The organism is Flavobacterium sp. LC2016-12, from assembly GCF_015351595.1.
In the GTDB taxonomy this organism is placed as follows: Bacteria; Bacteroidota; Bacteroidia; order Flavobacteriales; family Flavobacteriaceae; genus Flavobacterium.
In genome coordinates this window covers 809,915-836,806 of record NZ_JADKPT010000001.1, presented here as the reverse complement: position 1 = coordinate 836,806, position 26,892 = coordinate 809,915, and the positions used below count along the sequence as shown (strand labels likewise).

Below are 26,892 nucleotides of genomic sequence, written 5' to 3'. Positions count from 1 at the left end.
ATTCTGTATTTTTAAAATCTTAGATTGACATTAAGGCTGAAATTTCTGGTAGTTGGTAGAGATAAACTCTCCAATCCTTGTGCATTTCCAGTATTGAAAGCTGTTTCAGGATCAATATTTGGTGCATCTTTATAGATAAAAAACAGGTTACGACCTACTGCAGTAATGCTTGCTCCATCTAATCCCAGCTTCTTAGCAAATGCCTTATTGAAGTTATAAGCCAATTTTACTTCTCTTAATTTCACGAAAGTCGAACTATAAATATAGGCTTCACTAATATTGTATGACGCTTTGTAATATTCCTGTGCACTTAGAACGGAAGAGTTAGGAGTTCCGTCGGCGTATACTCCGTTAAAGATCATTCCATCATCATATACCGCTGCTCCACCTGGCGCTGTTGTACCTGCTGGTAATAAAGTTTTTGTAGTACCTGCCAAATAGTAATTTAATCCACCATTAGCGGCGTCACGTCCCGGAAGAGTTTCAGCCAGTACTCCAGTATAAATTCCTGTTCTGTTTGTTCCTGAGAAAAGCTCTCCTCCTACACTAGCATCAACAAGAAATGAGAATTCAAGGTTTTTATAAGTTAATGTATTGGTTACACCTGCTAAATAATCTGGTGTGTAATGTCCCAGTACTTTCTTTTGGGGATCAGCTTTTGGTAATCCGTTCGCTCCTACTACTATATTTCCATTGGCATCACGTTGATAAGCTGTTCCATAAAGTGCCCCGTAAGCCTGTCCCACAGATGCCAAAACATCAACACCTCCTGAAGAGCCAATCGTGTAATTTTGAATCTGTTTATCATAATCCAAAATCTCCACTTCACTTATGTTCTTTGAATAATTTACAGCAACATTCCATTTGAAATTTTCATTTTGAACAGGATTTCCGTCCAACTGAATTTCGATACCACGATTATTTATCTTACCTGCATTGATTAATTGTGAATTATAACCACTTGAAGCCGTAGTCTTTATCTCCAAAATCTGATCAAAACTATTGGTATTGTAATAAGCAAAATCAAAATGAAGTCTGTTTTTCCAGAAAGAAGCTTCTAAACCAACTTCGGTTGAGCGTGTTGTTTCCGGTTTTAAGTTTTCATTAAGTTTCTTCTGAGAAGAAGTTTGAATCGGATTTCCGTCAAATGCAGTTTGAAAATTGTAAACCGTAGACAATTGATACGGATCTGCATCATTACCAACTTCAGACCAGCCACCGCGTATCTTTAACAAATCAAGTGTATTGCTTTTCAGTTTCAAAGCATCAGACAATACCAAACTACCACTAACAGAAGGGTAAAAATAAGAACGGTTATTGCTTGGCAATGTTGACGACCAGTCATTACGAGCTGTTGCGTTCAAAAATGCATAATTTTTATAACCCAGTTGTGCCGAAGCATAAGCACTGTATACTCTTAATCTCGACAAAGAGTTTGATGAAGTTAAAGGATCTCTTGAATTAGTTAATGTATATAAATCAGGTACTGCCAAACGTGGCGCTTTTTGATAATTATTTGCATCGCTATGGTTACGAACGTTGAATCCGGCAAGGGCATCTAAACTAAAATCATCGTTTAGTTTTTTAGTATAAGTAAAAATACCTTCTGTATTTTGTTCGTTTACAGTGTATGCATCTTCAGCATATGATCCGAAAGGAGTTCCATTTGTACCGTACTTAATCTCATACTTTCTGCGATCATTATAATAATCAACTCCAGTACGGAATTTAAAATTAAGTCCTTCAAAAATCTTTGCATCCAAGTGAATATCACCAATTAATCGGTTACGCTGTTGACTTGTAGTATTATAATTTGCATTCCAATACGGATTACTATAATAGCTGTTATTCCAGTTTCTGGTCCAATCCTTATCAAGTTCATTGATGTCTACCTGGCGTCCAAACCAAAGAAACTGAAGCATTACACCGGCAGCACGGTTACCCGAAGGACCACCTGGTAAAGCTGGCGCATTAGTAACAATATAGTTAGCATTTACACCTACTTTTACACTTTTGGATATTTGGTAATTCGTGTTAACGGTAAAGTTTGTTTTGTTAACCTCACTGTTAGGCACCGTTCCTAATTGTTTTTGATTGTTTACTCCCAAACGAAAATCTGATTTTTCATCTGATTTTGCCACAGAAATACTGTTATCATATGTAAGACCAGTATTAAAGAAATCTCTAACATTATCGGGATGAGCTACAAAAGGTACTGCCTCACCGTTTGAATAAAACTGTGGAATAAGGCGTCCATCCATTTTAGGTCCCCAACTTTCATCAACCCCATCATTAACTCCTCCTCCTTTACCATCTACGTAACTAAATTTCCCATTTGATCCTTGTCCAAATGAATTCTGAAAAGAAGGCAAAGTGCTAACCTGAGAAACCGTTATACCAGTACTGAAGTTTATACCCAATCCTTTTTGACCTTTTCCAGATTTTGTTGTTATAAGGACAACTCCATGCGCAGCACGTGATCCGTAAAGCGCAGCTGCATTAGGGCCTTTCAATACGGTTAATGTTTCAATATCATTAGGATTCAAATCGGCAATTGCATTTTTGAAATCACGAGTTGCACCACCAAAGTTCAACTGCGAGTTATCTACCGAAACTCCATCCACGACAAATAATGGCTGGTTATTTCCCGCTATAGAAGTCTCCCCACGAATAATAATACGTGAAGATCCCATATCTCCTTGTGAATTGGTAATACGAACTCCTGCCAATTTACCGGTAAGACTATTCAGAAAGTTAGTTTCTTTAGTATCAGACAATTGCTTACCTTTAAGAGCTTGGGTAGTGTAACCTAAAGATTTCTTTTCTTTTGAAATACCAAGTGCGGTAACTACTACTTCTGATAACGCATTTTGTTCCTGAGTAAGCTCAATAACAACAGCGTTTGTATTTGCTACAAATTCTGCTTTTTTATACCCTAAAAAACTTACTATTAAGGTATAAGGTAATTTTTGTCCAGTCTGGAAAAAAAACTTCCCGTCAAAATCAGTTACAACTCCGTGTGTTGTTCCTTTAATATTAATTGAGGCCCCGATAATAGGCTCTTTTGTAATAGCATCTACAACTATTCCCTCGAGTTTAGATTGAATTAAAGGTTTGGTTTCTTGTGCTTTAATTCCGATGGAAATCAAGAAAATACACAACCAGATATATCTATTTAATTTTTTTTTCATTACTTTGTTTTGGTTTAAAAAATAAGTAAGCCCTGAACGGATTAACTCCATTCTCGCTTTTCTTATAGAGATGAACAATTTCTTTAAGCTTCACCATTTCTGCTGCAACAGAAATGGTTTTTTTATTTGCAACACATTCGCTTTTTCATTTTTATATTTTTAGATTACTATTATTTAAATTGGTTTTTATAAAAGTTTTAACCCAAAATTTCAAGGTTTTCTCTTATCAAAAATTTTATGTATTAGACATTTGACGAATTTCAAAAGCAACAAGCTTTGAAGAATTAATCATCAAAATGGTTCGTGTTTTTTTAAATCAAATCCTTTTATAGCCTTCCATCCCTTTGTATATAGGGATTTTTAAATTCTACCAATTTGATAGAACAAAGGTATATTAAAAATTTAAAAACCCAAGTTTTAAGAGATTTTTTTGCAAAAAAAATGTTAACTAAAATTTTAGTGGAATTTTAAATCACTTTAAACAAGACAGTTACTAGTTTTTGCAAAACCTTTTAATAAATACGAATTTTCTTAATTTTTAAAGACTGCAGTGGAAGAATAAGCCTTTTTAAAAACTCCGAAACTGAGATAACTGATGTATCCGTTAAAGACTTCCCGTTCCTTACAAATCCTCTAAAAAATGGTTTATATATTCAAAATGTCTAACATCAGATTTCATTTTAAACTATCTTTATAGTAAGAAACCTTCATTTTTACACTATGAACGATAAATCATTACTCAGAGGTTCTATTTTCAGACATCTTGATGGCTTAGCTGTTGCTCCAGTTGCAATTGCTCTTAAAAAAAAGGAAGTTTTAGCGTTTATCCTAAACAAAAAGGAAGTACAGCTGACAGAACTTCTAAGTGCTTTTAGAGCCAATGAAGGCTATTTGAATGTTGGCTTGAGAATTTTAGCTTCACAAGGCTTTTTAGATTATGAAGTCAATAATGAAACACAGGAAATTAAGATCTCAGTTAATGAAAAGACAGAAATAGCTTTTTCATTGTTCCATCTGTATCAGGATGTTGTTGATTTACTTCACTTTTCGATCCATTTCCATACCCGTATTTTTGATGATGTACCGTTTGAAAAACTCAATATTATTTTTGAAAAATATAAGAAAGGATATGGAATTACAACTACTAATGATGTTCTTACTAACACCATTCAGGATCAGGTTTTAAAACATATTGAAGGTTATCTGATTGCGCCCACTATAGTTCGTTTGGCAATGAACGGAATGTTTCATAAATATTTCATGGAGACTTCTTTCAAACCCGAAGAGTTTCATAAATCGCCTGAAAATTTTAAAAAAATCCTGGACTTTTTGGTGCATCTTGGCTGGTTTCTGGAAAAAAATGGAAATTATCAATTTACCGAAGTGGGATTATTTTTTGCAAAGAGATCAAGTGCTTATGGCGTGACCGTTTCTTATTTACCAACTTTTGCCAAAATTGAAGAATTAATTTTTGGAGACCCGGCTGTTTTAAGAATGATAGCCGATGGTGAAAATGAAATTCATGTAGATCGTGAAATGAATGTTTGGGGAAGCGGCGGTGCTCACGACACTTACTTTAAAGTGGTAGATGAAATTATCATTAAACTTTTTAATTTACCTATTGAAGAACAACCCAAAGGAATTCTCGATATGGGTTGTGGCAATGGCGCTTTTCTGCAACACATTTTTGAAGTAATCGACAGGCAAACTTTAAGAGGAAAAATGCTGGATGAATATCCATTGTTTCTGGTGGGAGCCGATTTTAATCAGGCTGCCCTTAAAGTAACCAGAGCTAATCTTATAAAAGCAGATATTTGGGCAAAAGTAATTTGGGGAGATATTGGTCGCCCTGACCTACTTTCAGATGACTTAAGAGAAAATTACAATATTGACCTGAAAGATTTACTAAACGTAAGGACATTTCTGGATCACAATCGTATTTGGACAGATCCTGAGTACATCAACAAAAATAGAATCAGTACCTCAACTGGTGCGTTTGCTTACAGAGGAAAAAGAATCAGTAATAATATGGTAGAAGATAATCTCCTGGAACATCTGCAAAAATGGTCTCCTTATGTGCGGAAATTTGGTTTGCTTCTGATTGAGTTGCATACCATAAATCCAAAATTGGCTGCCAGTAACTTAGGAAAAACACCTGCGACGGCCTATGATGCTACACATGGTTTTTCCGATCAATACATTGTTGAGATTGATGTCTTTAATAAGGTTGCAGCAGAAGCAGGATTATTTCCAGATAAAGCAATTTTTAAACGATTTCCGGAAGCGGATATCGCTACGGTAAGTATCAATTTATTGAAAGGAAACTAAACGAAAAAACCTCCAAAATCAATGACTTTGGAGGTTTTACCTTTTATAAATTTCTTTAAAGAATTAAGATATCAGTACTCTTTTATATTTAGGTATGTCTTTTAAAACAATTCCCGTACCTCGTACCACAGCTCTTAAAGGATCTTCTGCAATATATACCGGAAGATCCGTTTTTCTTGAAATTCTTTGATCAAGACCTCGCAGCATTGCCCCTCCACCGGCAAGATACAGTCCTGTATTATAAATATCCGCAGCCAGTTCAGGCGGTGTCAGCGAAAGTGTTACCATAATGGCATCTTCAATTCTTAGAATTGATTTATCTAAAGCTTTTGCAATTTCTCTGGAAGTAATTTTGACTTCCTTAGGTTTTCCTGTGAGTAAATCCCTTCCACGAACCAATAAATCATCTGGTGGAGAATCTAATTCCTCAATTGCAGCACCCACGTCTATTTTTATCTGTTCGGCAGTAGCATCTCCAATATATAAATTATGATGCGTTCTCATAAAATACAGAATGTCATTGGTAAAAACATCTCCTGCAATTTTTATGGATTTGTCGCAAATTATTCCTCCTAAAGCAATAACTGCAATTTCTGTAGTTCCTCCTCCAATGTCAACGATAATGTGCCCTTGTGGCTGCATAACATCTAAACCAATTCCAATTGCAGCTGCCATAGGCTCATGAATTAAAAATACCTCTTTTCCATTTACTCTTTCACAAGATTCTTTTACGGCCCTCATTTCTACCTCAGTAATACCGCTTGGAATACATACTACCATTCGTAGTGCGGGAGTAAAAAAATTCTTCTTTAATTCGGGGATATTTTTAATAAACCAGTTAATCATTTTCTCCGATGCATCAAAATCTGCAATTACACCGTCTTTAAGCGGTCGGATTGTTTTAATATTTTCGTGTGTTTTACCTTGCATTAAATTAGCCTCTTTGCCTACAGCAATAATTTTCCCGGTCCTAATATCTTTTGCCACGATCGAAGGGCTATCGACCACAACTTTTCCTTCATAAATTATTAATGTATTAGCGGTGCCTAAATCCATAGCTATCTCCACTGTCATAAAATCAAATAAGCTCATAATATAATTTTCTATACAGAATGAACGCTTTTGTTTCTTGTTTATTCTCTCTAAACGAGAACTTTCACTTAATTTTATAATAATTTTGGCAGTATTTGTTATTAATTTTTAGATAGTTAAGATAATTTTCTGATTAAAATATAAATCTTCATTTCTTATAACAGAAATTAACAAATTTAATGTTGCACCAATTTGGAAGTTATCGACATAAAAAAACCTTTCCGTTTTAAGGGAAAGGCTTTTGAAAATATTTTTTGTTCTCTATAATTTATTATTTTTTTACAACTTAATTCATTTACTTCAAAATGGCCTATAAAGAATTTATGATAAATTCACTTCGTCTGTTTTGCTGATGTTCAGCTTCCGTACACGAAACACCATCAGTACATTTATTGACAAGCTGTGTTTCCCCATAACCTTTGCCTATTAATCGGTCTTTACCGACACCATTTTTAACAAGCCATTGTATTGTAGATTTTGCTCTTCTGTTGGATAATCCTTCATTGTATTTGGATGAAGCACGACTGTCTGTATGCGAGCGAATGTCAAGTTTCATAGTTGGATTCTCGTTTAGGGCCACCAATATTTTTTCTAAATCAATGGCGGCTTCTGTTCTAATGTTGGATTTATCCAAGTCAAAATAAATCATTTTAATACCAAAACATTTTCCTAAGTCATCACCAACGGTAACTTTACAAATGGCTTTATCCAAAGCAATCGGAAGACTGGTTTTACCATCTATTTTTGGTATTGTCACATTAACTTCCTTGGTTGTATAATCCGGATTTTCTGCTCGCACGTTGTATGTTTTTCCACATTCTACAGGAAAGCTATAAAATCCGGTTACTGTTGATACAGTTGAATTTTTTATTTCCTGATTTTCAAACAAAGTAACTTTCGTTCCTGGCAGAATTACACCTGTCTCGGCATCAGTAATTAGCCCGTTCAATTCCTGAACGCATTGTAGCCTTCTGGTTTCTAAAAATTTATAAATATCATCAGAGCCTTGTCCTCCATCTTTGTTGGAACTGAAATATCCTTTTCGGGTAACCGGATCAATTACATATGCAAAATCATCCTTTGGGGAGTTGACATCAGAACCAACATTCTGCACGTTACTGACATTTCCTGCACTGTCAATATTTGCCACAAATACATCCAACCCTCCAAGTCCGGGATGCCCATCTGAGGTGAAATAAATTTCGTTTTCATCCGTTACAAATGGAAATGTTTCCTTCCCTTCTGTATTTATGGTTTTTCCCAGATTCTCCGGTGTACCAAATCCGCCGTTATTATTTATACTAACTTTATAAAGATCAGACTGACCTAATGTTCCTGGCATATCGGATGCAAAATATAATGTCTTTTCATCAGGGCTCAATGCCGGGTGTGCTGTACTGTAATTATCGCTGGCAAATGGCACTGCAGTAATGTTGGTCCATTTCCCGTTTTCAAGCGTTGCTTTATATATTTTGATTAAAGTAATTTTTTCTTCATTCTTTCCTTTTTTTCCGTTAACATAATTGTTTCTTGTAAAATATACTGTTTTTCCATCTTTAGTAAAAACCGGTGTAGATTCATGAAATTTGGTATTTAAATCTGTTTTGAACTTTTTTACTTTTGCAGAATCAATATCGGCTATATATAAATTTGTGAAATATTCTCCAGTCCATTTGTGCTTTCGTTGAGAAAAATTTCCAGTATCTCTGGCTGAGGCAAAATAGATTTTGTTATCATGAACAAAGGTTCCATAATCAGAATATTTAGAATTGATTCCGGCATTCTCAATAGTATAACGTCCTGAATGGGCTTTGATTTCGTCTAAATAATTTTTGTCTTCCTTATATAGATTTCCTCTGCTGTCGTCTTTGTATTTTGAATGAAATTCGTCCAGAATTGTACTTGCTTTACTTGTCTGCCCGGTTGATTTTAAAGACTGTGCATATCGGTAATAATATTCACGCTCAAGATCTGTATTCATTGCAAACAATTCGTCGTACCACTTTACTGCTCCTTCAAAATCTGAATTGAAGTAGTAGGCGTTCCCCAGTTTCTTAAACATGTCTTCGGACTTATAGCCTTTTTGCGCAACCTTCTCATAAGTTTTTATTGCATCAACATATGCGTAGCTATTATAATTTTTATCACCTGCATTTATTTTTGATTGCTGTGCATAACTTTCAAATGAAAAAGCATTTACAATTATTAGACAAAGAAGTGTACAATTTTTCATAGTGATAGTTTTTTTTAGAAGAAACGTGGAGTTGTCATTTTACCATTGTTTTTAAAGAATTCATAGCGAAGGAATATCTCGTGTGATCCTGAATTGTAATTGTTTAGGTTTGTAGTTTCACGATCGTAACCATAACCTAAATAAAGTCCGTCTGTGATCTGAAACCCTACCATAGCACTTAATGAAGCGCTCCATCTATAAGCGACACCTACGACAAATTTATCATAGAACATAAAATTGGCTGATAAATCTACCTGAAGCGGTGCACCTTCTACCATTTTAGTAAGGACAGCAGGTTTGAATTTGATGTATTGGTATTTATCAAGGTCAAAAACATAACCTGCCATTAAATAATAATTGATTTTATCTTTGTAAATAGCCACATCGTTATCATCGTATCGATTTGTTTCGATAAAATTTGGTACTGAAAAACCGATGTAAGCCTTATCAGAATGCCAATAAACCCCGGCTCCAACATTCGGAGAGAATTTATTATCCAAATCCTGAAACTGTGGATCTCCCGCATCTTCCGGATTCAGTTTACTGGCATCTAAACTGAAGATATTACCCGTTCCTTTGATACCAAATGAAAGTTTGAAATTGGCAGATGTCTGAACGGTATAAGATACATCAACGGATATATTATTCTCATTTGTTGGTCCAATCTTATCATTTACCAAAGAAGCACCAACTCCCAGCCTACTATTGTTGATAGGTGTATTAATTGAAAAACTACTCGTTTCAGGTGCACCATCCAGTCCGACCCATTGTGTACGGTACAACCCAAAAATGCTTAAGGCTCCACGAGAACCTGCATATGCAGGATTAATATTTATTGTATTGTACATGTATTGCGTAAACTGAGCGTCTTGTTGTGCAAAACCTGCAATTGCCACAAACACTGTTATGAAGGTAAATAATTTTGTTTTCATAGTTGAGCTTTTTTTGCTTATTACCAATTAATCACACCTAAAATTTAAATTAAATATTAATCATTCCCAGACAGATATAAGTAACCTGTTGCACTTACCGCTTCATTCAGATACGTTGTATAGGTAATGACATAGAAGTAGGTTCCGTCTGGCAATCTTTTTTGTTTGGCTACTGTAGCTCTTCCTTCAGAAATACCTTTAAACGCTACCGCATTATTATCATAGTTGTAGGCATCATAAACCAGAACACCCCAACGATCATAAATTTGAACATAAGCGTTAGCATAACACTCGATTCCGTCAATTTTGAACACCTCATTTTTATCATCACCATTAGGAGAAACAGCATTATGAATGGTTACTTTACAAGCATTTAATGGTAAAATTGTTGGATCATCTTCTAAATTAGAATTATCATCAGACAGATCGTTAGCAGTTAATCCATCCGGACTTACGGCATCAACCTCAGCCTGGTTTTCTACAAGACCTGCATCAATATCTGCAGCGGTCAGAACATAAATACCGACAAAAGCGGTAGTATTCGTTTCCCCCTGTCTTAAAATAATCGGTCCTCCGGAAATGGTAATTCCTGGTTTTGGATCTTTTACTACAATGTTTACTAACGGTACATTTCCGGTATTGGTAACAGCGAAATTATATGTTACTGTTTCGCCAATCTCTGCATAACCATTTTTGTTTTCATCATTAAAGGTTGCTGTTTTTATTACGGCTATAGAAGGTCTGAATGTTAAATCAATAACCGTTGGATCATCATCAGCAGTCAACGTCGGATCTGTACTATCTGAAACATCCGTTACAGGATTTCCTGATGGATCATCTCCAATAGCCATTGCTGTATTTATAACGGCTCCATTCGCAACATCTCCCACTGTTACCGTATAAGATGCTGTAGCAGTACCGTCAGCGCCAGGTAATAATGTACTAGGTGTAACCGCAATCGAAGTCGTTGTTAACATTGGATCTGTTATTACAACATTAGTAAGAGGTACATTTCCTGTATTTCTAACTCTGAAATTGTAATTGATTACTGAACCAACGCCGCCAGAACCAGTTAATATCCCACCTTTTATCAATGTAATATCTTTAAATTGAACAACTGGCGTAACTGTTGGATCATCATTACCAATAAGCGTCGGATCATCACTATCTGATAGATCCTGAATAGCAGTTCCTATGGTTGGCTGAGCGGTTACCAGTGCCTGGTTAACTACAAATCCGGCGTCAATATCAACCTGAGTAAGAACATAAGTTCCGGTATAGGTTGTTGTATCAAACTGACCTATTGCTAATGTTGCAATTGGAGTTCCCGCAATTGTTGCTTTTGGATCTGTAACAACAACATTAGTAAGATCTATTGCTCCCGTATTGGTAATTCGGAATGAATAACGAATCAATTCTCCTGGTTGTGCATAACCGTCGCCATTTGTGTCTGAGAATACGCCTCGTTTCACTAATGTAATTCCTGGCTGTGAAACTGCAATTTTAATTACCGCCTGATCACAATTTATACTATTCAGGTTTTCGCAGATTTCATAGACAATAGTATATATTCCCGATGATGTGCCCCCTGGAACACTTACCAATCCTGTTGCAGGATTCAATGCAGGAATCGCTCCTCCGGCAATTGGATCGGCTGGTGATAATACATGTATTGCAACTTGTGATAAAGTTGGTGCAGCGTTGTCTAATAAATCGTTTGTTAAAACATTTATCACATCGGCCGCTCCGTCTAATCCATTTATTCCGGTTGCAGCATCATCATTAGCGATAATTGGTCCGGAAATAACCGTAACAATAATATCGGCCTCACTGCAATTTGTTAGATTTAAATTCTCGCAAATTGAATAGCGAATCGTGTACGTTCCGCTTGGCGTTCCGGCCAAAACACTAACATTTCCTGTAATAATATCTAATGTTGGTACTGGACCGGCATTAATTGGTGTGGCTGGTGTTACAATTCCAATAGTAATTTCTGCCAATTGGGCTGCTACTCCATTTAGATTGTCATTTGTAATTGCATTGATAACATTGGCCTGACCGTCAAAACCATTTATGTTTAGAACAGTATCATTATTTGCTTCTATTGTTGTTGCTGTTACTGTAATAAATACCGTTGCATCATCAAAATTTGATGGATTTAAATTCTCCGCAATTCGGTACTGAATAGTATACAGTCCAGCAGGAGTTTGAGCCGGAACGCTAACAATACCAGTTGCAGGATCTAATTCAGGAATATTCAAACTTCCGTTAATAGGATCTGCCGGATTTAAAATTGTAATAGTAATTTGGCTTATGTTTATCGCCGCTACTTTTGCTTTTTTAGCCTCTATTGAAGAATCATTGAATGAGTCGTTATCCAAAACATTCAGTGCATTTACTGCTCCAACATAACCATTTATATTAAGATTGATATCATTGTTGGCTAAAATTGTTGCTGCATTTACCTCAACAATTATATTTGCTTCACTGCAATTTGTTGGATTCAGGTTTTCACAGATTCCGTAATGAATAGTATACGTTCCATTTGAAGTTCCCGGAGGTACATCAACACTTCCATTCGCAATATTCAATACCGGTACCGGGTTTCCAGTCACGTAATCTGCCGGAGTTGCCGTGTTTATAGAAGTAATCGTTACCTGAGCCAATTGAATTGCAGCTCCGTTTAATGAATCATTTGTTAGTGCATTGATGACATTGTTTGCTCCAACATAACCGTTGACATTTGTGGCAGAATCATCAACAGCAAGAATTGTTGGCCCTACAACTGTAATATAAACTGTTGCATCATTACAATTAATTGGATTTAAATTCTCACAAATATGATATTTGATTTCATAATCACCTGCCGGAGTTCCTGCCAGAATACTTACCATTCCCGTAAGTGGTTCTAATTTTGGAACTGCTCCACCATTAATCGGCGTTGCTGCGGTATCAACAGTAATATTGACATTAGTTAAGCTTGTTGCTGCTCCATTAAGCGTATCGTTTGTTAAGACATCAATAGCATCATTAGTTGCTACATAACCGTTGATATTGGCTAGTGTATCATCATTGGCTACTATTGCCGGAGCGTCAACCACAATAGTTATAATAGCATCATCATAATTTAACAAAGTTGTCGCTTCTCGTAGTCTATAACTAATAGTGTAAGTTCCTGCTGTCGTTCCTGCCGGAACACTAACAATACCAGTTGCAACATCTAATGTTGGCACAGTACCACCGTTTATAGGTGTCGCAGGAACAACATTAGTAATAAGAACATCTGCCGGAGTTACCAGAACGCCGTTTAAAGTATCATTGTCCAAAGCATTGATCGCATTTGCAGTTCCCACAAAACCATTAATTCCGGTTGCATTATCATCAACTGCATCAATAGGTGCAGGAACAACTCTTACTGTAATTACTGCCTGGTCACAATTGGTTGAATTTAATCTTCCGCAAATTTCATAGGTAATAAAATAGGTTCCTGCATGAGTACCAGCCGGTACATCTACATTTCCTGTCAGAACATTTAACACTGGAACCGGGGTTCCATTAAGTGAGCTTGCTGGCGTTATTAATCTTCCTCTAAAATCTAAAAAGTCCATTGGCAATCCATCCAATGTATCATTATTGTAAGCATTCAATACATTAGTTGCTCCTGTGTTTCCATTAATATTATCAACTGCATCGTCATTGGCTACAATTGGCGGTACTAATACAAGAATAGTAATAGTAGCTTCATCGCAATTTAAAGGATTTAGCCTGTCACAGATTATGTATTTAATTTGATATGTTCCTGCCGGGGTACGCTGCGGAATAGATACAAATCCGGTTCCAGGAAACAAGAACGGAACCGCACCTCCATCAATAGGGGTCGCTGGAGAAACTACGGTTCTTATTACCAGGTTGATGTCTGTCAAAGGAGATCCATCATATCTATCATTACTTGTTAAAGCATTCAATACTTCTGGTGCGCCGCGATATCCATCGATATTTGTAATTAAATCATCTTCGGCTAAAATTTGCGGTCTGTCTACCACAACATAAATGGAAGCCTGACTACAATTAGCAGGATTCAGCTTTTCACAGATTTCGTATTGAATTATATAAGTTCCTGATTGTGTTAATAGTGGAACATCTACATTTCCAGTAATGGTATTCAATACCGGAACATTTCCATTAGTTGACGTTAATGGTACAATAGTACCAATATGTCGAATATTAACCTGAGGGAATGAAACTGATGCGCCATTCAACAAATCATTTGTTAAAGCATTTATAATATTGTTTCCTCCTCGGTAGCCGTTTATATCCTGCACAAAATCGTCATTGGCAATTATATCTGTAGCCAAAACAGTGATTACAATATCCGCCTCACTACAATTTGTTGGATTCAGTTTTTCGCAGATTCTATAGTGAATAGTATACGTGCCTTCCGATGTTCCTGCTGGTACATCAACGCTTCCTGTTGTGATATTCAATAGAGGAACCGGATTACCTGAAACATAATCTACTGGTGTTAGCGTATTTAAAGACGTGATATCAATTGCATTTAATTGAATATCTATACCATTTAATCTGTCGTTTGTAATCGCATTTACAACATTGGTTGCGCCAACAAATCCATTAATATTACTAGCTGAATCATCATTGGCCACAATAGTTGGTGCAATAACAATTATAGTTATTTCAGCAGTATCTAAATTAGCAGTATTTAAATTTTCATTTAAAGTATATTCAATTGTATACGTTCCGGCTGCCGTGCCCGTTGGAACACTCACCCACCCTGTTGTAGTATCTAAAACAGGGATTGCACCTCCATTAATTGGAATGGCAGGAACAACATTACTAATGGTTACTTGTGAAGGAACAACAGCAACTCCATTTAATGTATCATTCGTTAAAGCATTAATAACATTGTTTGCCCCAACAAAACCGTTGATATTGTTTGCTGTATCATTGACAGCATCAATAGGAGCTGAAATTACGTTAATAAATACCGTAGCATCATCACAATTTGTTGCATTTAGTTTTTCGCAAATATGGTATCTAATTTCATAGTCACCGGCTGGAGTTCCTGCCGGAATACTTACGATACCTGTTAATGGTTCTAACAACGGTATTGGACCTCCATTAATTGGTGTCGCTGGAGTATCAACTGTAACACTAACCAGATTTAAGTCAGCTGCAGCTCCGTTAAGTGTGTCATTTGCCAAAACATCAATTGCGTTTACTGTTCTTACATATCCATTGATATTAGCGACCGTATCGTCATTGGCTTCGATAACCGGGCCTGTAACTACTATGGTAATAATAGCGCTATCAGTATTGGTAATATTTATTTTCTCACTTAAACTATATGTAATAAAATAACTGCCTGCTGCGGTACCTGCAGGAACATTTACATTTCCTGTTGAAGGATCTAAAACAGGAACCTGACCTCCATTAATAGAAGCTGCAGGAATGATGTTGTTAATAGTTACCTGAGAAGGAATTACCGCAACTCCGTTTAGCGTATCATTTGTTAAAGCATTGACAACATTTGTAGTCGTTACAAAACCATTTATTCCAGTGGCATTATCATCAACAGCAACAATTGGTGCCGCAACTACTGTAATTGTAATGGTAGCCTGATCGCAATTTGCAGCATTTATATTCTCACAAATCTGATAAACAATTTTATATTCTCCTGCTGGTGTTAAGGTAGGTACACTTACAAAGCCAGTTGTAATATTTAAAGCAGGAACCGGACCTCCATTTATTGCTATCGCGGCCGATATTACTGTTGCTTTGATTTCAGCTGTATTTATCGCAGCACCATTTAATAAATCATTATCAAATGCATTTAAAATATTTGTTGCACCTGCATAACCGTTTATTCCGGATGCGGCATCATCGTTAGCTATAATTGGTGCTGCATCAACGATTACAATAATATTGGCATCTGAACAATTTGTCGGATTTAATTTTTCGCAAATTTCATAATGAATCGTATACGTTCCTGCCGTAGTCAATGGAGGAACATCTACATTTCCTGTTAGCAGGTTAAGAACGGGAACGTTTCCATTGACTGAAGCTGGAGGAACTGTTGTATCCAATGAATGAATATTAACCTGAAGCAATGAAACTGGTGTGCCATTAAGCTCATCATTTGCCAAAGCATTAATCACATTATTTGCTCCTGCATAGCCATTGATCGAATTCACAAAATCATTATCAGCATTAATTATTGTTGGCAAGACATTGATTACAATATCAGCCTCATCACAATTTGATGGATTCAGTTTTTCACAAATTCTATAATGAATTGTATATGTTCCTGCTGATGTTCCTGCAGGAACATCAACGTTTCCTGTAGTAATATTCAATACCGGAACCGGATTTCCTACAACGTAAGGTGGAGTTTGAGGCGGTGTTGTGGTTAATGAAGTAATATCAATTGCATTTAACTGAATATCCATACCATTTAATCTGTCGTTTATAATGGCATTTACCACATTATTGGCACCAACAAATCCATTAATATTACTAGCTGAATCATTATTAGCGACAATAGAAGGAGCTGTAACAATTATAGTTATTTCAGCTGTATCTAAATTAGCTATATTTAAGTTTTCACTTAAAGTATATTCAATTATATACGTGCCTGATGCGGTACCTGCCGGAACATTTACATTTCCGGTTAAAGGATCTAAGACAGGAATGGCTCCTCCATTAATTGGAATCGCAGGAACTACATTACTAATGGTTACTTGCGCAGGAACTACAGCTACTCCATTTAACGTATCATTTGTTAAAGCATTGGCAACATTTACAGCTCCAGCAAAACCATTAATAGCACTTGCGGTATCATCAACAGCATCAATAGGAGCTGAAATTACACTAATAAATACTGTCGCATCATCACAATTTGTTGCATTTAGTTTTTCGCAAATATGGTATCTAATTTCATAGTCACCGGCTGGAGTTCCTGCCGGAACACCAACAGTTCCTGTTAAAGGTATTAATATAGGAACCAGTCCTCCATTAATTGAAGTTGCCGGAGTATCAACTGTAACTGTCACCTGATTTATATTAGTTGTTGCTCCATTAAGATTATCATTTAACAAAACATTTATAGCATTTGCAGTTGTTAGATAACCATTAATATTAGCAACCGTATCATCATTAGCTTCAATAACAGGAGCGGTAACTTCTATCGTAATTATTGCCGTATCATTATTGCTAAGGTTTAGTATTTCTCTTAAACGATACGTTATAGTATAACTACCCGCAGCTGTTCCGGCCGGAACGCTTACATTTCCTGTTGAAGAGTCTAAAATCGGTACAGGACTGCCATTAATAGAAACTGCCGCTGCAAGAACACTTATTTCAACATCAGCAGGATTTACTAAAACACCATCTAAAGTATCATTATCTAAAGCATTAATAGCATTTGGTTCTCCTATAAATCCATTTATCGAAGTAAAAGGAATATCATCTTCTGCAATAATTTGTGCCGGAACAACAGTAATTGTTATAGTTGCGTCATCACAATTAGTTGCATTAAGGTTTTCACATATCCTGTAAACAAATTTATATTCCCCTGCCGGAGTTAGAGGCGGAACACTAACAAAACCTGTGGTAGTATCAAATGTCGGAAGTGGGCCTCCACCTATTGCACTTGGGGCTGATATAATTGTTGTTGTTATTTCAGTAAGATCAAGTGCTCCTCCATTTAATAAATCATTATCATAAGCATTTATTACATTTGTTGCACCCGCGTAACTGTTAATTCCAGAAACTACATCATCATTTGCAATAATTGGCGGCGCAATTACATTTATAATAATAATCGCATCATCGCAATTACCTCCATTTGGTAAGTTCGGATTTGGAGTATTTAGGTTTTCGCATATTTTATATTTGATTTGATACTGTCCCGCCGGAGTTCCTTGGGGAACATTAACTCTTCCTGATGTTAATATTAATTCCGGAACAGGACCTCCATTTATAGGAGTAGCTGGGCTGACAATGCTACCCGTTAATACTCCTGCCAAATTAATATTTATAATATCTCCGTTAAACGTATCTGCTCCTACAGGATTTATATAAGCATTAATAACATTGACTGCACCAACATAACCATTTACATTATTGGCAACATCGTCATTAGCAACAATTGGTGCTGCATCTACAACAATTGCAATACTGGCATCTGAGCAATTTGTTGGATTTAATTTTTCACAAATATGATAAGTTATGTAATACGTATCTGCCGGAGTTCCTTCAGGAACAGTAACCCAACCTGTTGTAGTACTAAATATCGGAACATTCGCTCCTCCATAAACTGGATCTGCTGGTAATTCCTGAGTAATTTCTATTTCATCAAAATTTGCAGAAGTAATTGGTACTCCATTCAAAGTATCGTTATTATTTATAGCATTAATAACATTCACTTGCCCGGTAAAACCATTAATATTCTCTACTCTATCGTCATTTGCATCTATTATAGTAGTTCCTACCTGAATTAAAATATTTGCAGTATCGCAATTTGAAAGTGAACCAATTTCACAAATTTTATATTTAATATCATAAAGTCCTCTTGCTGTACCAGCAGGAACATCAACATTTCCATTTGAAATATTTAAAACTGGAACTGGTGCGCCATTAATTGGAGTCGCCGGAATATCAACCGAGATTATGACATTTGATGTGGTAGCTGGTAAAGCATTTAGTCTGTCATTAGTCAAAACATTAATAACATTCAGGTTTTCAACGTAACCGTTTACTATAAATGGAACAACGTCCAGTATTGCTTCAATCCCTGCCGAGGTTACGTGTACAGTTTCTGTAGTTGTTGAACAATTGGAAGGATTAGCTGTTTCACAAATAGTGTAGGTCAAAGTATAATCATCTGCTGGTGTTCCCGAAGCAACTGTTATAGTGTTATCACCATTGAGAGTCAAATAAGGAGATATTGTATTTACAGTAACTGTGACCGTTGAAATACTTACAGAAGCACCGTTTAGAGTATCACTATCTAATATTGTAGTAGTTGTAGTTCCTCCTGTGTCACCAGAAATTTCTGCAAAATTCTCAGGAACAGCGCAAATTTTATTAAAAATAATAAATGGTGTACCAAGAGAAATACAGCTGTCTAAACCTACTCGTCTCACGTAAATTGTGACAGTTCCGGAAGCTAAACCACTAAAAATATTACTTGCCTGAAAAGTTGTGCCATCTTTACTATACTCATACCCTGTTCCTAAATCAGGATCAGTAATTGCAATTATTCCTGTAGCATTTGTGCATGATGGCTGTTGTGTAACATCGCCAATTGGAGCTGAAGGAACATCAAAAACATCCAAAGTGACCTGATTTGAGATAGTCTGACAACCTGCTTGCGATTGAGAAATTAAAACTCTAAAATATCTATTTCCCGGTGTAGTATAAACTGGTGTAGTATAAGAAGCAGTTGTAGCTCCTGAACCAGCACTTACATTAGTATAAGGTCCTGCCAAAACTGTCGCCGTTTGCCATTGATATAGTAAAGTTCCTGAGGGGATGTTTCCAGATGCTACTACCGTAAAAGTGTGTGATTGATTGATGCAAACTTCAGCATCAGTTGGTTGAACTGATATAAGAGGAGATTCAAAAACTTCAACTTTTGCTGTATTCGAATTGACTGCACCACAACCTGTTCCTGATTCACTCGCTTGTAATCTATAAAACGTATCAATACTTAGAGGACCAGTAGTATAACTTGTGGTATTAGCCCCTGTACCGTCAGTTACATTTGCCCAACCTGTTGTCCCGTCTAACGATTTTTGCCATTGGTAGGTAAAATTTCCTGAGCCACCTGTCGCGCCAGATGACATTGTAAATGTTCCGCCTTCACAAATATTCCCTCCGGTTGGTTGCGTTGTAATCGTCGGATCTGGAATTACAGTAGCCATAACCACATTAGTAGTAAGTGTACAACTTGGATTTGAAGAACTTATTATAGCTCGATAATAGGTTGTAGCTGATAATGCCGCTGACGTATAATTTGCTGTTGCTCCTCCGGTACCTGTCGAGACATTTGTCCAGCCTGTTGTGCCGTTTGGTGAGCTTTGCCATTGGTAAGTAAAAGTTGCCGAGCCACCATTGGCAGAAGCAGCGGTAGATAGCGAAATTGTCCCGCCAACACAAACAGTCGCCGGAGTGACCGGCTGGGTTATAATACTCGGAATAATAACACCTGAAACATTTGAAGTCACAGGAGAGCATCCCTGTGTATTATCAGAAATAACAACTTGATAGTAGGTATTTTGAGTCAGAGCTGGAGTTGTATAGGAGGATGAAGTTGCTCCTGAAATATTAGTATAAGGCCCTGCCAATACGGTAGCACTTCTCCATTGATAGGTATAATTTCCTGAACCTCCACTTGCCGTTACATTTAAAGTTGCAGTTGAACCACTACATATATTTGTTCGCACAACAGGTTGTGTTGTAATAAAAATATCAGATAAAACAACAACCGTAGCGACAGAAGAAGTTATCGTCGTACAACCATTTCCACTTGCAGAAACCGCAACTCTGTAGTAAGTTGTTTGTGTTAAAGCTGGTGTTACATAAGTTGACGATGTAGCTCCAGAAATAGGACTAAAATTAATATTATCAATACTATTAGACCATTGATATGTTAAACTTGGTGTTCCGTTTGTAGCTGTTACTGTTAAGGTATGATTTCCTCCCGAACAAATTGTTGTTCCTGTCGGCTGAACTGTAATTGATGGATCAGGAACGACTGTTGCTTGTACCACATTAGATGTTAATGTACAATTTGTTGTTGATGAAGTAACGATACAGCGATAAAAAGTGTTCACTGATAGTGCTCCCGAAGTGTATGAATTGCTAGTCGCGCCGGTTCCGCCAGTAACATTTGCCCAACCAGAAGTGCCGTTTGCAGAACTTTGCCATTGGTAACTTAGTGTTCCCGCTCCACCATTTAATGAAGCCGTGATAGTCAGATTCACAACACCTCCAACACAAATTGGTGCCGGTGCTGTAGGTTGTGCCGTAATAGTAGCAACAAATACCGGAGCTGCATTTGAAAAAGTCTCACAGCCATTTGGAGACTGTGTCACCTGTACTCTATAATATAATGTTGAAGTTAATGCCGCTGTGGTATAAGTATCTGTGGTAGCTCCTACTCCGCCTGTAACATTTGTCCAGCCTGAAGTTCCATTTACAGAACTTTGCCATTGATAAGCTAGAGGTAAAATAACATTTCCCGAAGCAACAACACTCATCGTATGTGTATTTCCTGAACAAATTGTACTGCCTGCAGGTTGTTGATTAACCACAGGATCAGCACCTACTGCCACTAAGGCATTGTCAGAAACTACTGAACCACAACCATTTCCTGTAGCTGAAACCTCTACTCTATAATGCGTCGTTGCGGTAAGTGCAGGAGTGGTATAAGAACTAGATGTTGCACCAGGTATCGGTGCAAAGCTGGCTGTATCCGGACCGCTATACCATTGATAATTTAGACCTGGTGTTCCTCCCGTAGCTGTAACATTTAAAGTAAAAGAACCTCCTACGCAAACGGCTCCATTTGAAGGTTGTACTGTAATACTTGGATCAGCAACTACTGTAGCCTGAACACTATTTGACGTCAAAGTACAATTTGTTGCCGATGAAGTAACCATGCATCGATAAAAAATGCTGCTCGCTAGAGCTCCTGAGGTATAAGAATTGGTTGTTGCGCCAGTACCTCCAGAAACATTTGCCCAACCAGAAGTTCCATCTGCAGAGCTCTGCCATTGATAACTTAATGTTCCTGTACCTCCATTTAAGGATGCGGCAATACTAACTGTTACAATTCCTCCTACACACACAGGAGCAGGAGTCACAGGTTGCGCAGTTATAGTAACAACATTTACAAGAACCGGATTTGACAAAGTTTCGCAGCCAGTAGCGATGACACCTTGTCTCACTCTTGCTCTATAATATAAATTTGAAGTTAACGCTGCTGTCGTGTATGTAGTTGTTGTAGCTCCTGTTCCACCCGTTACATTTACCCAGCCTGATGTTCCATTAGTAGAACTCTGCCATTGATAAGTTAAATTACCAGGTGCTGTATTTGTAGCTGTTGCTACAACAGTCATCGTATGCGTGCCACTGGAACAAATGGTATTTCCAACCGGTTGAGTTGTAACCACCGGATCTGCGATAATTGTTAGTTTGGCGACAGTACTGCTAATTTGGGTACATGAATTAGAAACATTTACTCTGTAATAGTATTCTCCAACTGCTAAACTACTTGCTGTTGTATAGGAAGCATTTGTTTGACCTGAAATGTTACTCCAGCCAGAAGTTCCGTTAGCAGAACTTTGCCATTGATAACTATAAGGAGTTAAACTTCCAGACGGAGTTGTGCTTAAAGTTATAGTTCCACCTAAGCAGATAGTAGAGTTTGCTGTTAATGGCGAAGTTATTAAATCTGATGGTTTTGTAATTTGTACTTCATCAGAATAAGGCGTACAGGAGCCATTTGAGATAGTCCATTTTAATCTTGTTGTTCCTGTTGAAATTCCGGTAACGGTTGTATTGAAAAGATTTGGATTGGTTATTACGGCCGTATTACCAGCATTAGAAACAAATGTCCATAAACCAGTCGACGTTCCAGAATTATTCCCGCTCAAAGTTGCTGTTGAAGTGTTACAAATCGTTTGATCAACTCCTGCATCTGCCAAAGGAGATAATTCATTTATTGTAACGGTTACAGTACTTGAACTTGAAGGACAGCTTCCACTTGAAATGGTCCATCTGAAAACGTAAACTCCGGCTTGCGTGCCCAAAACACTAGTCGTTGGTGAAGATGGATCTGCAAACACTGCTGTTGATGGTCCTGAAACCTGTGACCATAATCCGGTACCTGTTGTTGGTGTATTTCCACTTAAATTCACTGGTTGAAACTGACATACTGCAAAAGGATTTCCTGCATTGGCTGTTGTTGGTAAAGGATCAACTGTCAAAGTCATGTCATCAAAAAACGTACAGCTAAGGTTTGTTGCCGTCCAGCGTAATACATAAGTTCCTGGTAAACTTGGCGTAAATGTTGAAGTTGGGCTTGCAGTATTTGAAAAAGTCCCTCCAACTGGCCCACTAAATTTAGACCATGCGCCTGTTCCAACCGTAATTGTATTAGCTGCTAAAGTTGTATTACCAGACACACAAATCGTCTGATCTGGTCCTGCGTTTGGTGTTGTTAAATCTGCCGTTACGGTAATTTGCACCGTGTCTGCGTTAGGTGTACATATTGTACCATTGCTCACGGTCCAGCTAAAAACATAAACTCCCCCTGTAACGGTTAAATTTGAAACTGTTGTGGTTGGTAAAATTTCAGAACTAAAAACGGCTGTAGTTGGTCCTGTAACCTGAGCCCATCTTCCTGTTCCAACTGTTGGGGGTGTCGCTGTAAGCTCAGTTGTTGATCCACAAATCGCATTATCTCCTTCTACTACAGCTGCTGAAGGTGTCTGGGCATTCTCAACCCTAACCTGATCAGAACTGCTACACGTTCCTGCGCTTACAGTCCAGTTGAAAACATAAATTCCAAAACCTGGATTTATAAATGTTGTAGTTGGATTGGTATCATTCACAAAAGATCCTCCTGTCGGGCCTGCTAAAACAGTCCATTTTCCTATTGTTCCAGGGTCAAGTGGCAAAGCTGCCATTTGTATAGCAAGAACCGAATTACATAAATTTTGGTCTGGTCCTGCATTTGGAGCTGTTGTTATTTGACCGTTAATCGTAACAGTAATATCATCAGAAGTTGCAGGGCAAGATCCGGCAGCAGGAATGGTATATCTAAATACATAAACACCTGGAACCAAACCAGTAACCGATGCACTATTATTTCCTGTTTTTGTTATTGTTGGAGTACTTGGACCTGAAACATAAGTCCATGTCCCCGTACTTCCATCGTTTCCTGTTAAATACAAAGGCCCTTCCAAGCAGGTCGAAATATCTGATCCGGCAGCAGCAGCTTCTGTCACTTTTATCGTTGTACGGTCTTTACTTTCAGGACATACTATCCCAGTATAAGTTGTCCATTCTAAAATGTATTCCCCAGTTATTAAATTAGATAAAGTTGAGGTCGCTGATCTTACATTAGAAAAAACAGGAGAATTTGGTCCTGAAATTAATGACCAAATTCCGCTACCAACTGTTGGTGGTGTTGCTGCCAATGTAACAGTCGAATTATTACATGTTGTCTGATCTGGTCCGGCAACTGCTGTCGATGGTGGTATATCACTATTTATTTGTACTGAATCTGATGAAGCAGGACAAGCACCTCTGGAAATAGTCCATTTATAGACCCAGGAACCACTTGTTAAACCTGTAATAGTTGTTGTTGGACTTGAAGGATTGGTTATCACTGGCCCATCACCACCACTTACAAATTCCCATAAACCAGTTTCTCCGGCGGCTGGAGTATTTCCAGTTACCGTCACTGTACTGCTACAAACACTCTGATCTGGTCCCGCTGTTGCTGTTGTGATATCCGGAGCAATTGTGATAGCAACAGTATCTTCACCAGCGGCACAATTTACATTGGTAACTGTCCATTTAAATGCATAATTACCATCGCTTAAGCCCGTAACTGTAGTATTGTATAAGCTCGGATTTGTTATTGTTGCTGTTGTACCAGAAGTCTGCGTCCATAAACCAGTTCCAGGCGCAGGATTATTCGCTGCCAAAGTTATTGAAGCTGTACCAGTTGCCACACATTGATCAGGACCGGCATCAGCATTGGCACCTTGTGAACTATTAGTAGTGATATTTACAGTATCTGATGAGGTACCACAACCATTTGCAATTGTCCAGGTAAAAATATACACTGTATTTGCTATCAATCCCGAAGCAATAGCATTGGGACTGTTTACATTATTAAAAGTGATACCGGCATTTGGTGAAACAGTCCAGGTTCCGGTTTCAGTACTAACTGTTGCATTTCCTTGCAATTGAACCGGTGCTCCATAGCAAATAGATTGATCAGTTCCGGCATTTGCAGGAGTTGGCGTTGCACTTGAAACTAAAACTTTCGCCGTACTCTGCGTAACATCACAAGCAGAGCCGCCAGATATAGTCCATCTAAATTCATATTGTCCGTTTACAAGTGATGAAATCATTGTCGTTGGATTGTGCACATCTGCAAATACTGCTGTAGACGGTCCTGACGCTTGTGACCACGTACCCGTTCCTACTGTTAAGTTTCCTGCCAATACAGCCGAAGTTGCATTACAAGCCAAAACCTGCATGGTACCAGCATTGGCTCCTTCCGCTGGTCTGGATGCAACAATTTTAACATCATCATAAACTGTTTCGCACTGACTTCCCGCGTTTGGATTTTTTATTATCCTAACTACATAAGTTCCCGAAAAAGTTAATTGATCTATAGTTAAACTACTACCTGAAAAATTTACCAAAGGAGTTGGAAAAGATGGATAAGGAGGATTTAAAACTGGATTAACAGCCGGTCCGTCAACTATTTGCCATTTCATTTGCCCGCTGCCTGTCGAAGTAACAGGAATTACTGCTGTTGAAACATTACAGGCTAATGCCTGATCAGGTCCGCCTGATATTGATATCAATTCTTCTAACACAATAGTATAAGTTCCTGTTCTTACACAATTTGTGGTACTATTAGTTAAAGTGTATAGAAAAGTATATGTTCCTAAACTCGTCATTCCGGTAACCAAAGTTGTAGGCGAAGTTGGATTTGCAATTGTTGCGCTTGGCCCTCCTGTTTGTGTCCATTGCACGGTTTCATTTACATACAAGGGTACCGTTCCCTGCAAAACAGTCGATGTTCTGCCATCACAATAATAAGAAGAAGATCCAGTAACATTAGTAACATCAGCAGTTGGCGGCGGCACTGTAACAGTCACCCTGTCAGAACCGTTGGCACAAGTACCGACTACAGTCCATTGAAAAACATAAGTTCCCTGAACCAGACCACTTACATTAGTATTATTAGCATTGGCATTAGCAAAAGTTGGGACATTTGGACCCGAAACAACAGTCCAGGTTCCTTGTTGTTGCCCTGGTGTATTACCACCAAAACTACCATTTAAATTTACGTTTTGGGTAGCCGAATAACAATTAGACAAGTTAATATCTGCACCAGCTGTAACGGGCTGTACCCCTCCTAAAGTAGAAATAACTACTTCATCAAATGAAGTACAACCTGAAGGATTCGATATAGTCCAGATTAAAGAGGTATTTCCAGATGAAGCCCCGGAAACTGTAATAGTAGAAGTTGGCGAATTAGGATTATTTATTGTAATTCCGGCGTTATTATTACCATTTATAGTCCAGGTTCCGGTTTCACCAGCTCCTGGAACATTGCCATTTAAAGGATACGTTCCCTGACAATAGGTTTGGTCTGTACCTGCATTTGCAAAAGTAACGGGCAAAATAGTAATAGAGACATCATCAGAAACTGTTGCGCCATCTTGACATTGCGCAGTTAATCTAAACTTATAAGTATTTCCTGGCACAGCTCCTGTTACTAATGTCTCAACAAGATTAGGGTCCGTTATATTAACGGCAGGCCCTCCTATTTGTGTCCAAAATGGATTTTGCAAATATCCTGCACTGCTATTTTCAGTTCCAAATAACTTAAACTGATCTGGCGGTAAAGCCAATTGTCCACCCGGACATTGACTTCGATCTGCATTCGCATTTACTGTACAATTCTGCGAAAATGTATAGATTGGAAGAATAAATAAAAAGAATAATAAAACACTTTCTAAGGCTTTTAATTTAGAGTAATTTAATTTCATAAATCTTAAGGTTAAATTTTAAAAAAAATGAATTTTATATGCGTTTATTAAGAAACAATAGGATATAAGAAATTAAAATACCGAATATTTGGGGGCTATAGTTCAGTAAAAAAATAGGAAAAACATTCCAAACCTAAAGTTAATTTATAGTACACTACTATATATAAAATTTAATCCTAAAATCGTTTCACTTTATAATATGAAACCAACTTCACCTAAAATGCAACGGTTCAACAACTTCTATAAGGCAAATAACGCTTACAGATTAAATATTAAAATATGCTATTTAT

Annotated in this window: 6 protein-coding genes; 1 reads left to right on the top strand and 5 read right to left on the bottom strand. The window is 37.4% G+C overall.

Going from position 1 to position 26,892, the window contains the following annotated elements; all coding sequences use genetic code 11:
• Positions 1-11: 11 nt before the first annotated feature.
• Positions 12-3,191 carry a SusC/RagA family TonB-linked outer membrane protein gene (locus tag IRZ99_RS03430; protein WP_194655929.1) on the bottom strand — a complete coding sequence of 1,060 codons (3,180 nt, stop codon included), beginning with the start codon at positions 3,189-3,191 and terminating at the stop codon, positions 12-14.
• Between the two features lie 720 nt (positions 3,192-3,911).
• Between IRZ99_RS03430 and IRZ99_RS03425 the strand changes: the two genes are divergently transcribed.
• Positions 3,912-5,519 (top strand): class I SAM-dependent methyltransferase, encoded by a 1,608-nt coding sequence (locus tag IRZ99_RS03425; RefSeq protein ID WP_194655928.1) that lies wholly within the window; start codon positions 3,912-3,914, stop codon positions 5,517-5,519.
• 63 nt (positions 5,520-5,582) lie between these two features.
• Here the strand turns inward: IRZ99_RS03425 and IRZ99_RS03420 are convergent, their stop codons facing one another.
• From IRZ99_RS03420 to IRZ99_RS03405, 4 genes are all read right to left on the bottom strand, one after another.
• Positions 5,583-6,611 (bottom strand): rod shape-determining protein, encoded by a 1,029-nt coding sequence (locus tag IRZ99_RS03420; RefSeq protein WP_194655927.1) that lies wholly within the window; start codon positions 6,609-6,611, stop codon positions 5,583-5,585.
• A gap of 310 nt (positions 6,612-6,921) precedes the next feature.
• Positions 6,922-8,844, bottom strand: a complete 1,923-nt coding sequence (locus tag IRZ99_RS03415) for an OmpA family protein (RefSeq protein ID WP_194655926.1) — start codon at positions 8,842-8,844, stop codon at positions 6,922-6,924.
• A 14-nt stretch (positions 8,845-8,858) separates the two neighbouring features.
• Entirely contained in the window at positions 8,859-9,776 is a 918-nt protein-coding gene (locus IRZ99_RS03410; protein ID WP_194655925.1) for a type IX secretion system membrane protein PorP/SprF, read from the bottom strand.
• Positions 9,777-9,832: 56 nt separating this feature from the next.
• Positions 9,833-26,602: a gliding motility-associated C-terminal domain-containing protein gene (locus tag IRZ99_RS03405; RefSeq protein ID WP_194655924.1), complete on the bottom strand. Its 16,770-nt coding sequence runs from the start codon at positions 26,600-26,602 to the stop codon at positions 9,833-9,835.
• Positions 26,603-26,892: the final 290 nt, after the last annotated feature.

What these genes read in the sequence shown, in the direction of transcription:
- IRZ99_RS03425 (WP_194655928.1), top strand. Translation starts at nt 3,912, where the DNA reads ATGAACGATAAATCATTACTCAGAGGTTCTATTTTCAGACATCTTGAT.
- IRZ99_RS03415 (WP_194655926.1), bottom strand. Translation starts at nt 8,844, where the DNA reads ATGAAAAATTGTACACTTCTTTGTCTAATAATTGTAAATGCTTTTTCA.
- IRZ99_RS03430 (WP_194655929.1), bottom strand. Translation starts at nt 3,191, where the DNA reads ATGAAAAAAAAATTAAATAGATATATCTGGTTGTGTATTTTCTTGATT.
- IRZ99_RS03420 (WP_194655927.1), bottom strand. Translation starts at nt 6,611, where the DNA reads ATGAGCTTATTTGATTTTATGACAGTGGAGATAGCTATGGATTTAGGC.
- IRZ99_RS03405 (WP_194655924.1), bottom strand. Translation starts at nt 26,602, where the DNA reads ATGAAATTAAATTACTCTAAATTAAAAGCCTTAGAAAGTGTTTTATTA.
- IRZ99_RS03410 (WP_194655925.1), bottom strand. Translation starts at nt 9,776, where the DNA reads ATGAAAACAAAATTATTTACCTTCATAACAGTGTTTGTGGCAATTGCA.